Raw genomic sequence first — 13,218 nt, forward strand, 5'->3', positions numbered from 1 at the left:
CTGCGCCCCTACAGTAGGATATCACTATTTCCTAGAACTGTTTCATCTAGGCTTTCTTTAACCCTACGGATTGGTAAATTAGCAATTAAAGCCGTGGTCCGTTGGCTGCTTTCTAGGGAAAACTCCAAACCATCTGTTTCTATTTCGACATAGCGACAAACGATTTCCAGGATTTCCTGACGCATTTTTTCTAAAGTTTGGGGGTCTAAGTCCGCACGGTCATGGGATATTACCACTTGCAGACGACGTTTAACATCATCGCGGCTGTTATCGGGACTACGAGCAAAAAATTTTTCTAAAATTTCAAGAATCATTGCGGGTATGTGTAAGGCAGAAACACTGGCAAATAAATTAAACAATTTTTGACCACAACATCTTTCTCAACCGAGAGAAGATACTTTTACTAGATGAGTCAAGCTCCAGAAATTCGACAGTTTCCCCTTCCAATCTCCGAGCAATATTCTCAAAAGCGGTGGCAGCTAAAGAGGGAGTGTCTGATAATACTAGAGGTTCGCCCCGATTGGTAGAGACAATCACCCGCTCATCGTCGGGGATGACTCCAATTATGGGAATGGCGAGAAGTTCCTGAACGTCCTGTACAGACATCATATCATTTGCCTCTACCATTGCTGGTCTAATTCTATTAACTATTAAGTTAATCTTTTTGACACCTTGGGCTTCGAGTAATCCTACTACCCGGTCAGCATCACGGACAGCGGAAATTTCGGGAGTGGTGACAATCAGGGCTTCTTTGGCTGGTGCAGTCGCATTTTTAAACCCCATTTCAATTCCTGCGGGGCAGTCAATCATTACATATTCGTACTTTTGTGCTAGGGCATTTACCAGTAACTTCATTTGGTCAGGTGTGACGGATTCTTTATTGCGATGTTGGGTAGCTGGGAGGAGTACCAAATTAGGTTGTCGTTTATCTTTAACCAAAGCTTGTTCTAGACGACACTCCCTAGCCAAAACTTCCACCGCTGTATAAACAATCCGATTTTCTAGTCCCAGAAGTAAATCTAAATTTCTCAGTCCAAAATCTGCATCAATTAAGGCTACTTGTTTGCCTATTTTGGCTAAAGCCATTCCTAAATTAGCTGAAACTGTGGTTTTACCCACTCCCCCTTTACCGGAGGTAATGACAATAATGCGGGTCATGATAATGCTTTATGAGAGTTCAGGGAACAACAATAAAATATTTAAAGCTATTGATTGATTCTAACTTTAGTAACCTAACAGAAATTAATTACATATACAGCATATTGCAGATAAATGAGGTACAAATTTTAATCATCAAGCCTTGCACCCAAAGGATTTTACTGCTGAATGTTGAAAGCTGCTGTAGATTCTTAACTAAGCAAGAATTTTAGATCAGATTTTGTGTAACTAATTGCGTTCGACTACTTAATTGACTGCGGGAAAAATCAGCGGCTTTAACAATGCGAATTCCTTCAGATGTAATATGTGCAACTTCAGGAAAGAAGCTGGTGAGGGTTTTTTCTGGTGATCTAGCGACAGCATCAGCAATTCGCAATTGGGTTGGTTCCATTTGCAAGGCCATGATCAGAGATTCCCGATTCCCACCGGCACCAGCATGGGCAACTCCCCGCAATCTTCCCCAAATGAGAATATCCCCATCGGCAATGACGATACCACTAGGATTGATATCTCCTAAGATAACTACCGTACCGGGATGACGAATTTCTACACCTGATCTCACTGTCATTTGCAGATAGAGGGCATCTGCTAGGGCGCTGGGAGTCGGTTGAATATCGGAAGTGAGGGATGTGTGGAGTTGGGTTTGTTCTACGGAATAACCCAGGGTACAAGCAGCGATCGCTGTTTGTCTCCGACTGGTAGCTACAGATTTTAGTTGAATTTGGTATGTATTTAAAGTTTCTGCCAAATCTTGCAATTGTCTATTATCTAACAATCTATCTTTTGCTACTAGATGCAGGGATGTATTTGGTTTCCGTAAGCGATCGCCTGCATTGAGACGCTGTTTCATTTGTTGCCAAATTTCCCACCAACTGAATTCTGATGGTGATACTTGAGATTCCGTGGGCAAAATCAATAATAGTCGCTCTCCTTCAGTTTTTAACTGAACTTGAATATTATGATCTACCTTTTGTCCTAGTAATTCTAAATCAGCACTTGGTAAATCAGATAAAATCGAACCAGATTCCCCCCCATTAGGCATATTAGATTCTGGATTTTCAGCAGCAGAATTACCTTTTAAAAAGGCAATTACTGAATTTAACTCTGAATTAGGGATAACAGGATCAGATTCTACTTTATGATCAGCAAAATCTGGATTTATCTCGCCAGAGTTAGAATTATTTACCTCTTGATCAACTTGATGAAAAACTGATTCTGATTTAGAAAGTTCAGCCTTTATTTCCTCAGATTTAGCAGAATTACCAGCATCTACATTATTTTCGACAGAATGAGAATTATTTACCTCTTGATCAACCTGATGAGAAATAGATTCTGAATTAGGAAATTCAGCCTTTATTTCCTCAGATTTAGCAGAATCAGAATTCATGCAGCACTAGCCAAAATACACTAAAATTTGAGATTTTCATAAAAGATTGAGAATTGAGAATTGGTAATTGGTAATTGGTAATTGGTAATTGGTAATTGGTAAGACTCTTGCCTCTTGCCTCTTGCCTCTTGCCTATTCCCTATTTCCTATCAATCTTTGATAAACCGTTCCCAAAGCATCAGCATTGCCGACATTACCGGGAAACAATACAACTGGCAAATTAGGAAACAGGGGATGATCAGATGGTGTAATTACCATTGAACAACCTGCTAAAATTTGACCAAGTAATCGGGCTGAAGTTAAAGCCAGTCCCGTACTCAAGACATCGTTAGAAGTAATACCCCCCTTACTGATTAGGAATCCTAGATCAGATGGTAAACCCTGGACAATATCCATAAGTAAAGCTGAAACTGTACTGCCAAAATCTAACCTAGTTTTGACATCTTTAAAAGCCAATTCCTGCCGACTAGTATAAATTACTGGTGTTTTACCAGCATTATGTACTACTTTGACATTTTCGAGAATCTCGGTTAGCAGTTTAGCAGATTCATCTACCCCATTTTCAAGTAATCTACCCACATTAACTTCTATGCCTACCGTTCCCTCAACTTGTAATAATGATTCTAACTGTTGAGTTGTCTTTTTAACGTGAGAACCAACAATGATTGCACCAGGTTTACCACCGCGCACATATTTTGCCATATTTTCAGCAGCAATGGGTTGGGGTGGTAAGGCAGCCAAAGCTGTTAAAATACTAGCAGCAGAACGGAATAAAAAGCGTTTTCCTTGACTTGCGGCTGTTAATACATCTACCGCAAAAGAATTAAGATCCTGCTGATTTTCACCGTCTACTACAGCACATTGATTATTTTCAAGTTGTAATAAGTTTTCTAAACTACCAGCACGGATATCTGGGAGTAAAAATCTCGTAACATGATCTTCTTTAATCCGTCCCTTGGTTTTTTCTTCCACATATTTAGGTAGATAGCTGTAATTATACCCAAAAACAGAATCACGGGCAAATTCTGTTTCATGTACAGGAGTGGGAACATCATCAATAATTAGATAATGAATACTGTCGCGGGTAATTCTTCCCCCTTCAAAAAATGCTGGTACAAGAAAATGAGCATCAAAGGGACCGAGTTCTTCAGCAATCACATCAGTTTCGATGGGATAATGTCCCCGTAAGGTAGAGTCAGAACGACTAACTACGAGAAAATCGGCGATTTTTTCCGCTGCTAAGGCAAGTTTCAGGTTGTGACAAACTTCCCTAGTTACAGATGCGGCTGTTTCTGGAGTCAGAGAACGAGTATTTGTTAAAATAAAGAAAATCGGAGCATCATCTTTTAGTCCTAAACGTAAAGTTTCTACGTCCCAGCGCATTAATAGTAAACAACTATGGACGGTTTGTGAACCTGTAGGATCATCATCAAGGACAATTATTTTAGGTTGGTTATTCATAAATATGGACATGGTGGTAGATATTCGACATCTAAAATTTGGTCAATTGTGTAAGGACAAATTGGAGGAAAGCAATTTAAACCACTTTTTTTCTTTGCTTGTCGGGCTGCATCATTATAAACTTGATCCAGCACGGTTAATAGATAATTGTAGAGGTTTTTTGATTTGGTTAATTTCCTGATTTCTACCCGAAAATTATCAATTTCTACCTCCCAATGATTTTTACAGTCGGGAATACTCCAATACTGGTACAATAGCAGATGTTTAAGAAGTTGCAGTAGATAACTTTCTAATTTGTGTTTTTGTTCATTCCCCAAGGCCGCAATCTCCTCAATTAAATTTTCCCAATCAATATTTTCTAAATCCTTTGTCTCTAATTGTTGCAAGGTAATTTCTAACCACTGGGGATAATCTTGTTCATAAAGAGTTTTACTCAATAATTTAGATATCATTTAGGGTTCTCCAGTTTGGTAGGGTTTAAGCATTAATTTTGGGGAATAAATTTATGATTACACCTTTGCGAGTTTTCTGAGTTCTGCTTGGACATCTAAGGCAATCTGCAACGATTGATTAAGAAGTTGAGCATATTCACTAGCTTGACTACTAACTTGTAAGGTTTGCAGATTAGCTAAATTATTTACCACTAAATCTTGGTTATTAGCAAGCAGTTTTTTATTATCGCGCAAAATCCGTTCACTTTTTAAAGCACGGACTAAATCTTCTCGAATTAGTTGTAGTGCAGATATTACCTGTTCTCTGTCGCTAATGTTACCTTGAGTGTTACAACCTGAGTTCGACATAAATTATCTTATGTCGAACTCAGGTGAGTTAAGTATCTATTTTAGTTGATCTACAAGATCCCCGACTTCTTTGAGAAGTCGGGGATCTAAGGATGGCTATATTCAGGAAACCAGTTTTCATCTAGGATTTGTTCTAAGGAAGCAATGGGGGTAAGGGGGAATATGTCAAGAGGAAGTTCTGATCTGTCACTAACTAATTTTCTAGCATCTTGATAACATTGATCAAATATTTCTAAAATATAAGGTTTTAAACTAGGACTATCTTTAAGTTCATCTTTTATTTGTATACGAAAAGTCCTAATTTCCCCCTTCCAATGTCCTTGATTTCTTTCTCTTTCCTGATCCCAACATTTTAGCTTGAGTAGATGTTCCAGCAGTTTAATTAATAAACTTTTAATTGCTCGTTTTTCACTTCTACCCATAGTTTCCAATTCTTCTAATAAATTCTCTAAATCAATCGCGGAAAATTCTCCTGTACGCAGTTGGTTAATGGTTGTTCTTATCCACAGGTAATAATCTTGATCGTATAAGGTTTGGGTTGTTGGTTGTGTTGATGTAACCATATACTGGTGAGGACTTTGCTATTTCTTTTATTTTAACTGGGTTTTAATTAATTGTCTGATGATTGCAGCTATATTCACTGAAACCAGGTTTCATCTAGGATTTGTTCTAAAGAAGCAATTGGGGTAAGGGGGAATATGTCAAGAGGAAGTTCTGAGCGATCTGATGCTTCTTTTCTAGCATCCTGATAACATTCATCAAATATTTCTAAAATGTAAGGTTTTAAACTAGGACTATCTTTAATAGCCTTTTTAATTTGTCTGCGAAATGTTCTAATTTCTCCTTGCCAATGTCCTTGATTTCTTTCTCTTTCAGTATCCCAATATTGGAGTTTGAGCAGATGTACAAGCAGCTTAATTAATAAACTTTCAATTGCTCGTTTTTCACTTCTACCCATAGTTTCCAATTCTTCTAATAAATTCTCCAAATCAACAACAGAAAATTGTCCTGCGCGAAGTTGGTTAATGGTTGTTCTTATCCACAGGTAATAATCTTGATCGTATAAGGTTTGGGTTGTTGGTTGTGTTGATGTAACCATATACTGATGAGGACTTTGCTATTTCTTTTATTTTAACTTAAAAGTAACTAAAATCCGTGAAATCAGTGCCATCCGTCTAAATCCGTGATCCGGATGAGGTTGTTTGCTATGATAAGAGTTACTAAAATCCGTGAAATCAGTGCAATCCGTCTAAATCCGTGATTCTAACCTTATTTTATTCTTGTCAAAATGAGAATTGCTTCATCCTCAAATCCTGTACATCCTCAAATCCTGGACATCCTGATTCTGACAAAATGAAAAATGTGTGCTATACTGAATCCAGATACCAAAATCAGCTTTTTGGAGAAAAATATTTTCCGCCTCACGGCGGTGGGTTAAGAAGGAAGAAGAAAAAGAAGAGAAGAGGGCAAAAGAGCAAGAGTGTAAAGGGCTACTAAGTCCTCGCCGCACCACTACATACAACCCGAAAACCAATATTGCCGTAGTTGTTGACGAGATTGTAGTAGCCGCGATAAGCAGAACGGCAATCCTCAGGATCGTTGTACCACGAACCACCGCGCAGCGTCTTTATATTGCTTCGATTAATCAAAGCACTGCCATTTATAGGCGCGTTTATATAATTTTCTTGCGAATCATCTTCGCACCATTCCCACACATTACCGTGCATATCGTACAAACCAAAAACGTTAGGGGGAAAAGTTCCTACATCTGTAGTTTGTTGGCGATATTGACCTTTGGGTGCAGAAACATAAGTATAATTACCATCATAATTTACCAAATCAGGGGTAACACTTTCACCAAAATAAAATGGTGTGGTAGTTCCAGCACGACAAGCATACTCCCATTCCGCCTCACTGGGTAATCTGTATTTTTTTCCTGTTCTTTGACTTAACTTTTCACAAAAGGCAACAGCATCACCCCAACGAACATTTTCAACTGGGCGGTTATTGCCTTTAAATCCAGCAGGATTATTTCCCATAATAGCTTGATACTGCGCCTGTGTCAATTCATATTTCCCCATGTAGAAACTAGGAACAGTAACTTGGTGTTGGGGACTTTCATCATTCTGTCTTCCTGCTTCACTTGCGGGTGAACCCATCATAAATGTTCCCCCTGGGATTTCCACCATTTCCAACAAAACACCGTTTCCTAAGTCTTCCGTGAAGTATTTTGCACTTGCGTTGCGGCGGTTGGTGATGCTTCCAGTTGCGTCTGTGGTGACAACTTCAAAACTGAAGGTTTGAAGTGGGGGAGTGGTAATTTTTGGTGTTGGTTCTGGTGTTGGAGTATTTGGAGAAGTTGTAATTTTTGGTGTTGAGGTTTGATTTTCCTTTCCAGAAAATAAATTTTGTCCTACAACTGCGATAACAGCACCACCAACCACTAAACTCACAGTTTGGATAAAATCTCGACGAGTTGTATTTTTCTGCTTCTGAGAAATTGGTTTTGGTTGATATTTAATAGGTTGAGGTTGTAGTTGAGGTTTTGGAGGTGGTGGTTGTAAAGCTTTTTCTATTTTCGCTATCCTTTGTAAAATCTCTTGGGTATCTTGAGGACGATCCTTATATAAAGTTTGCATCATCTCATCTAGCAAATCTGCCAACATTTTTGATATTTGCGGTGCATAATTACGCCAATTTAATGTCGCATGATAAGAATCATACATTTCTTGATCAAGTGGTTCTTTACCCGTGAGTAAATAAACAAATGTCCGTCCTAAAGCAAAGAAATCAGATTGCTTTACAGCGTTACCAGTCAATTGTTCCGAAGGTGTGTAACCGGGAGAATTAAATCCGGTAACTCCACCTTGCTGAATCATGACTGTGTTTGTCACCTCTCTAACCGTGCCAAAATCAATTAATACTAGTTGAGTATCTCCAACCCTCAACATGACGTTAGATGGTTTGATATCTCGGTGAAAAAAGTTTTTATTATGGACTTGTTCTAAAATAATCAGTAAATCTTTCAACCATTCTATTGCTGTAGTTTGATTAATGGGACGCAAACTATTTTTTTTCATATACTCATGTAAGTTTTCTCCCTCAATCTTTTCCATTACGAAACAATGAATTGGGGTTTTGCTGTTGCGAGAATAATGTTCAAAATAAGCGCCTGGTTCTACTTTGGGAATACTCGGATGATTAAGTTGACTTAAAACTTCGGCTTCTTGTTTAAATGCTTCTATGGCTTTCTGGCTATTATTAGTTAAGACTTTGAGAACTTTGGTTTTATTGGTTCTGACTTCATTGATTTCAAATGTATCACCAAAACCACCACCTCCTAGCCTAACTACTACCCGATAGCGGTTTTGTAGCAACAACCCTGAACCACAGGTTTCACAAAAGAGGCGATTATCTGGATTTTGCGGCTTTGAGCAGCTAGGATTGATGCACAGGCTCATAATCTTGGTAAGTAGCACACTTATCCGATATTCTACCTTAATTTACTGAAAATAGACATAAAATAGCATCAGGGCGGTTAGAAACCGCGTCTACACAGACAAAACCCACCTGCGTGGGTTAAGTTAATATTTTGGGAAGTTGGATTGAGAGCGATCGCCTATGATAGAAAGTATATAAATCACAAGTTAGGTTAAAATCAACAAACTTTACCTAAAATATACTATGCTGAAATGTTCATGCACATCATCGTGAATTTGTACAGCGCGCAAGTCCTAACGCCATATTATTTTTGACTTTTGACTTTTGACTTCCGCCTTGGGGTACTAGCGTTATATTGGTAAACCCAGCCAAAAAATCAGGAGCAGATTTAACTCCCAAAATAATTTTTGTAACAATCGCTACATTTTTTTTAAATTGCCCTGGAAATGAATTGAATTAAGTTGATAGTATATTTATCAAGCATGAATAATTAATAAAACTTTAACTATCTATTGAGGCAAATCACAGCTACTCAGCGAAGAAAGTGCTATGGTGAAGGGAAATAATTGGGCATTTACAAGTGACACTCACCTAAGTGTTACATACTTGGATTGTTCTGTAAAAAAACTGATCAACTCGAACCGTATTTGTTAACCGACAAATAAAATATCTAACTCACCATTAACAAAAAGCCAAAAGGTAGATGAAGTATCAAAGTTATTAGGATAAAAAACTAGCGAGCATCAGAAAATTCTGATTGATAAACTGTCAAAAACACAACTATTTCAGCTAATATACATGAACCAATCTGCGAAACGTTACTCACCGCTCCAAGCTGCCCTGATTGGTGGAGCGATCGCCACAACTGCTACTATATCTGTATTTGGTCAAGCTTTGACACGCTCAGTTCATGCGGCTTTACAAGACAGTCCGAAAGCCTTAGTTGACCAAGTTTGGCAGTTGGTGAATCGTGAATATGTTGATGAAAAATTTAACCAACAAGATTGGCAAGCAATCAGACAAAGCCTATTAAGTAAAGACTATACTTCTAAAGACGAGGCTTATGTAGCAATCCGCGAAGCTTTACAGAAACTAGGTGATCCCTACACCCGGTTTATGAACCCCAAACAATATGAATCCTTGACTAGTCAAACATCTGGGGAAGTATCCGGGATTGGGATTCGGATGCAAGTTAACGAAAAAACCAAACGCCTCACGGTTATTGAAGCGATAGAAAATTCTCCAGCCCTCAAAGCCGGACTCAAATCAGGTGATGAGATTATCGCAATTGATGGTAAATCTACCCTGAAAATGAGCGTGGAAGATGCCTCAAAGTTGATTCGTGGGCAGATAGGTACTTCTGTTAGTTTGGATTTAGAAAGACCAAATAACAAATTTAAAGTTAAATTAACCAGGGTGACAATAGAAGTTCCCACAGTCCGATATACCCTCAAACAAGAAGCTGCTCGGAAAGTTGGGTATATTAGATTACAAGAGTTTAGCTCTCATGCCGCTGATCAAATGCGTGTAGCCATTCGCAAGTTGAACGACCAAAAAGTTGATTCCTACGTTTTAGATTTGCGGGGTAATCCTGGTGGTTTGTTAAATGCGAGTATAGAAATTGCCAGGATGTGGTTAGATGACGGTCATATCGTCAAAACCGTAGACCGCAAAGGATCGAGTGCTCAAACACAAGCTAATCGGACAGCCATTACCAAACTACCTTTAGCAATTTTAGTTGATGGTAATTCCGCCAGTGCTAGTGAAATCCTCACCGGCGCACTCAAGGATAATAAACGGGCTGTAGTTGTTGGTAGTCAAACCTTTGGGAAGGCTTTGGTACAGTCAGTCCATGAACTAGGAGACGGTTCAGGTTTAGCAGTGACTATTGCCCATTACTATACACCCAATGGTACAGATATCAATCATAAAGGGATTGCCCCCGATATCAAGCTAGACTTGACCCAAACTCAAGAACGCCAATTAGCTTCTAATCCGAATTTAATTGGTACAAATAGCGATCCCCAATATACCCGTGCCATTGCTGTTCTTTCTAATGGCAAATTAGCACAATCAGTGACAAATCAAAATCCTCAGTCTATTAGTGTCAATGCTAAAGACTTGAAGTTTTAGCATTTTTTGTTGTCCACTATCATGATTAATTGGTGCAACACCAACTAAACGAGAGATTTGCTTGGCAGTTAATTGACCTCAATATCTGCCAAGGCTTTACCACGAGCGCGGTCACAGCGATTCTTTTCGGCTGTAGACATTTCTACTAATTGTCTTCGGCGACTAATTAATTCGCCTAATTGACGTGCCATTTCGCAATCACCTGAGTTCGATATAAATAATCATCCTGAAAACTAATTATATCAGGCTTTTCTCAATTAGCAATGATTGTTGACAATAAATAAACAAGAGAAAACAATCCAAAATTGAATATTTTGGACTCATAATTTAATTGCATGAAAATAATTAAATTAATAAACCTGGTAGAGAAGTTACTTCATGTTTATCTAATTTTAAAGAAGGTTTTTTATCTTGCCAAGTATAAGCAATTAAACCAGTGGTCGGTGAGCGAAGCCGAACCGCAATAATATTAACCATAAAATTAGAAATACTGCGATGACGAGAATGAACAACTTGGGAAATATTTTGATAGCCTGCGTGGCGTAGCCATAGTTGGTCGTTGACAGTTTCGATTAAAGCTCTTTTTCTTAACATAAATTTTTCCCACAATTCAACTAATTTATTCTTCATATTCTTCTTAAACCCACATTCCGCACCCCAAAATGTTACAGAGGGAAATTACGGAGATGAAAATCAAAGGGAGCATCAAAACAAACAGCTAAAGTGAAAAAAGGCATTTGAGAAACAGTAAATCACCAAAAATGTCATCAAAATCTATTCTCAATAAGAAGCAATAAGAATGCACACCACCTGGAGAGGTCAATAGATAAGCGAAAGAAGATATTCAAGAAACAATTATAAGTTAGACTAATCAATTAAAGTAAAAAACGAAATTATAGACATAGTAAAATGGAGCTATAAATCAAAGAGATTAGCTCATCTTTACAAGAGAAATTAAATTGATAGAGATGATAATTAGCTGACTAATTGATAGTAACGTAAACAATCATCTGGTAAAAGACTCAAGATAAAATCTCTGTCCTTATTCCAATTAGAAATATGTTTCTCCTGATTGAGTGTAACCAAATGAATACACTGAAAGCATTGAAAAATCCAGCGTAAAGTAGGACGATTAGTTGCTTTGCCTAATTGATTTTTAATTGTTGATTTAGACTCCAAAAGAGCATTTCTAATATGACGTTGAGCCAAAGTATAAACCAGTAGACATAAACCCATAATCATTCCCAAAGACTCTATTCTCTCAGGACTTTTGAGGAAAATACTGTCGGCAAAAAATAATGGGTCTTTGAGAAAACGAAACCCCCTCTCACATGACTGCTGGGCTTTATATTCACTTAGCATAGAATCATTGCTTAGTTCCTGTGAATCTAAAACATTTGTTGCAATAATAAAACGTCCCGCACTCAGCAATTCCGTATTAATTTTACTTTCATCCTGGGAGACTGTAGCTGATATTTGGTAAGATATTTCTTCTGGAGAATCTTTTGTCTTAGATTCGATTTGAGTAACAATACTTACGTGAATTTGATGATATTTGAATTGTTTTGATAATTTTGATAATGCCTTGATAGCATCTGCAACACATGCAAATCTCTCTTGTGATAACTTTTTCAAATCTTGCACAGCTTTTGATTCTGCTTTGGTAATTTTTTGTGTGAGCTTATGCAGGTCTGATTCTTTTCTTTCTTGACTTTGCACTACTAACCATCTTTGTTCTATCCCTGCATAATTTTGGATTTTTGATGCTAATTTATATCCTGGTATTGTACTATCAATAAATTCTGATTCTGCTAATGTTGATATTAATGATTTTGCTGCTTTTATGCTTAATGGTACTCGACATAACCAACGTAATTCTGACATCATTTTCAGGTTTGATTCTGTATATAAAGCAGCGTCAGCAACCATGAGACTATTAACTTCTAATTGTTTTTGATATTCTACTGCTATTTGACCAAAACATGATGAATCTGCTTGGTTTCCCGATGCTAGTTTTAAAAATATTGGGATGTCTCCATCTCCTGAACATATCATTTCTATGATAAACTGTTTTAAGTCTGGACGATGGTCACGAGAATAACCGTAGGTGATGGTTATTTCTTTTGGTGATTTTACTGCTAATTCTTCTAATTCTTGGTTATTTCCTACTTTTTGACTCTCAAATATTACGAATGGTAAGCTAGTGTTATACTGCCCATGCACGTGCATTGATGATGAGTCTAGATGTGATGTTGATAGTGATACTCCAAATTTTTGAGCAGCTTTTAAGGCTATGATAAAAAAGATTGTATCTAAGCCTTTTATAAACAGTTTATCCATGACTCTCCCCAATTTATCGTCGTTGAGATATTCTGGTTTTACTCCTGTTCCTATTAAATGCTCACAGGCTATTGTTTCAAAATATTTGGGAAACATATATAACGGTTTGGAGACAAATCCTAACCCGTTTATTATCATGGCTTTTACCACTTGACCTGCATTTACTTTTTCGTCTTTTTCGACTCCTATTAATTCATTTATTATTTCTACTATTCCGATTGAATCTATGATTCCTGCTACTATCCCTAGATGGTCTATGTTCTCAATTTCTATTTCTTGAGGTTTTAATTTCACAACAGTTTCCTCTAATACTTCTGTTGTCATCAATTATTTCTTATTTGGTTATCAATTCATTTTTTTCTTTTGTTACCAAGTTTCACTTTATCACACCACGTCCCTTTTAATACTACTTATTCTCATTAAGCATCTTAATTTTTGAATTGACTTTAGTTATTATGTACTACTTTAAGGGCTTTTTTGATCTGTGACAGTTTGGGG

Annotated in this window: 10 protein-coding genes and 3 pseudogenes; 1 reads left to right on the forward strand and 12 read right to left on the reverse strand. The window is 37.5% G+C overall.

From position 1 onward, the window contains the following. Positions 1 to 8: 8 nt before the first annotated feature. The 9 genes and pseudogenes from minE to BMF77_RS09050 all read right to left on the reverse strand — a co-directional run bounded on the left by minE (position 9) and on the right by BMF77_RS09050 (position 8,267). The gene (gene minE, locus BMF77_RS09010) at positions 9 to 314 is read right to left on the reverse strand and encodes a cell division topological specificity factor MinE (RefSeq protein ID WP_148762272.1); all 306 of its coding nucleotides are present in this window, start codon (positions 312 to 314) and stop codon (positions 9 to 11) included. Between the two features lie 37 nt (positions 315 to 351). Then, on the reverse strand, positions 352 to 1,158 hold the full coding sequence (gene minD, locus BMF77_RS09015) for a septum site-determining protein MinD (RefSeq protein ID WP_015079597.1): 807 nt from the start codon (positions 1,156 to 1,158) through the stop codon (positions 352 to 354). Positions 1,159 to 1,366: 208 nt separating this feature from the next. After that, positions 1,367 to 2,545, reverse strand: coding sequence for a septum site-determining protein MinC (gene minC, locus BMF77_RS09020; RefSeq protein ID WP_210422321.1), 1,179 nt, complete (start codon positions 2,543 to 2,545; stop codon positions 1,367 to 1,369). Between the two features lie 132 nt (positions 2,546 to 2,677). Further along, on the reverse strand, positions 2,678 to 4,006 hold the full coding sequence (locus BMF77_RS09025; protein WP_148762274.1) for a four-carbon acid sugar kinase family protein: 1,329 nt from the start codon (positions 4,004 to 4,006) through the stop codon (positions 2,678 to 2,680). Beyond that, positions 4,003 to 4,458 carry a DUF29 domain-containing protein gene (locus BMF77_RS09030; protein WP_039202809.1) on the reverse strand — a complete coding sequence of 152 codons (456 nt, stop codon included), beginning with the start codon at positions 4,456 to 4,458 and terminating at the stop codon, positions 4,003 to 4,005. The genes BMF77_RS09025 and BMF77_RS09030 overlap by 4 nt, the downstream gene beginning before the upstream one ends. 57 nt (positions 4,459 to 4,515) lie before the next feature. After that, positions 4,516 to 4,788: pseudogene (locus BMF77_RS09035) on the reverse strand (hypothetical protein); the annotation flags it as partial. 104 nt (positions 4,789 to 4,892) lie between these two features. After that, complete coding sequence (locus tag BMF77_RS09040) at positions 4,893 to 5,369, reverse strand: DUF29 domain-containing protein (protein ID WP_148762276.1); 477 nt, start codon at positions 5,367 to 5,369, stop codon at positions 4,893 to 4,895. A 74-nt stretch (positions 5,370 to 5,443) separates the two neighbouring features. Next, positions 5,444 to 5,905, reverse strand: a complete 462-nt coding sequence (locus BMF77_RS09045; protein ID WP_148762278.1) for a DUF29 domain-containing protein — start codon at positions 5,903 to 5,905, stop codon at positions 5,444 to 5,446. Positions 5,906 to 6,299: 394 nt separating this feature from the next. Then, positions 6,300 to 8,267, reverse strand: a complete 1,968-nt coding sequence (locus BMF77_RS09050; RefSeq protein ID WP_148762280.1) for a bifunctional serine/threonine-protein kinase/formylglycine-generating enzyme family protein — start codon at positions 8,265 to 8,267, stop codon at positions 6,300 to 6,302. Positions 8,268 to 9,045: 778 nt separating this feature from the next. On the opposite strand from BMF77_RS09050, the gene ctpB reads away from it, so the two are divergent. After that, complete coding sequence (gene ctpB / locus BMF77_RS09055) at positions 9,046 to 10,380, forward strand: carboxyl-terminal processing protease CtpB (protein ID WP_148762282.1); 1,335 nt, start codon at positions 9,046 to 9,048, stop codon at positions 10,378 to 10,380. Positions 10,381 to 10,383: 3 nt separating this feature from the next. Here ctpB and BMF77_RS27240 read toward each other — a convergent pair. The 3 genes and pseudogenes from BMF77_RS27240 to BMF77_RS09070 all read right to left on the reverse strand — a co-directional run. Then, a pseudogene (locus BMF77_RS27240) lies at positions 10,384 to 10,568 on the reverse strand (IS110 family transposase); the annotation flags it as partial. A gap of 157 nt (positions 10,569 to 10,725) precedes the next feature. Next, positions 10,726 to 11,019 (reverse strand): annotated as a pseudogene (locus BMF77_RS09060) (transposase); the annotation flags it as partial. A gap of 336 nt (positions 11,020 to 11,355) precedes the next feature. Continuing rightward, complete coding sequence (locus BMF77_RS09070; protein WP_148762284.1) at positions 11,356 to 13,044, reverse strand: IS1634 family transposase; 1,689 nt, start codon at positions 13,042 to 13,044, stop codon at positions 11,356 to 11,358. Positions 13,045 to 13,218: the final 174 nt, after the last annotated feature.

This window comes from Dolichospermum sp. UHCC 0315A (genome assembly GCF_008121535.1).
Lineage (GTDB): Bacteria > Cyanobacteriota > Cyanobacteriia > Cyanobacteriales > Nostocaceae > Dolichospermum > Dolichospermum lemmermannii.

Coding starts and splice junctions, on each gene's coding strand:
- BMF77_RS09040 (WP_148762276.1), bottom strand. CDS start 5,369: ATGGTTACATCAACACAACCAACAACCCAAACCTTATACGATCAAGAT.
- BMF77_RS09030 (WP_039202809.1), bottom strand. CDS start 4,458: ATGATATCTAAATTATTGAGTAAAACTCTTTATGAACAAGATTATCCC.
- BMF77_RS09070 (WP_148762284.1), bottom strand. CDS start 13,044: ATGACAACAGAAGTATTAGAGGAAACTGTTGTGAAATTAAAACCTCAA.
- minE (WP_148762272.1), bottom strand. CDS start 314: ATGATTCTTGAAATTTTAGAAAAATTTTTTGCTCGTAGTCCCGATAAC.
- BMF77_RS09045 (WP_148762278.1), bottom strand. CDS start 5,905: ATGGTTACATCAACACAACCAACAACCCAAACCTTATACGATCAAGAT.
- minD (WP_015079597.1), bottom strand. CDS start 1,158: ATGACCCGCATTATTGTCATTACCTCCGGTAAAGGGGGAGTGGGTAAA.
- BMF77_RS09050 (WP_148762280.1), bottom strand. CDS start 8,267: ATGAGCCTGTGCATCAATCCTAGCTGCTCAAAGCCGCAAAATCCAGAT.
- ctpB (WP_148762282.1), top strand. CDS start 9,046: ATGAACCAATCTGCGAAACGTTACTCACCGCTCCAAGCTGCCCTGATT.
- BMF77_RS09025 (WP_148762274.1), bottom strand. CDS start 4,006: ATGAATAACCAACCTAAAATAATTGTCCTTGATGATGATCCTACAGGT.
- minC (WP_210422321.1), bottom strand. CDS start 2,545: ATGAATTCTGATTCTGCTAAATCTGAGGAAATAAAGGCTGAATTTCCT.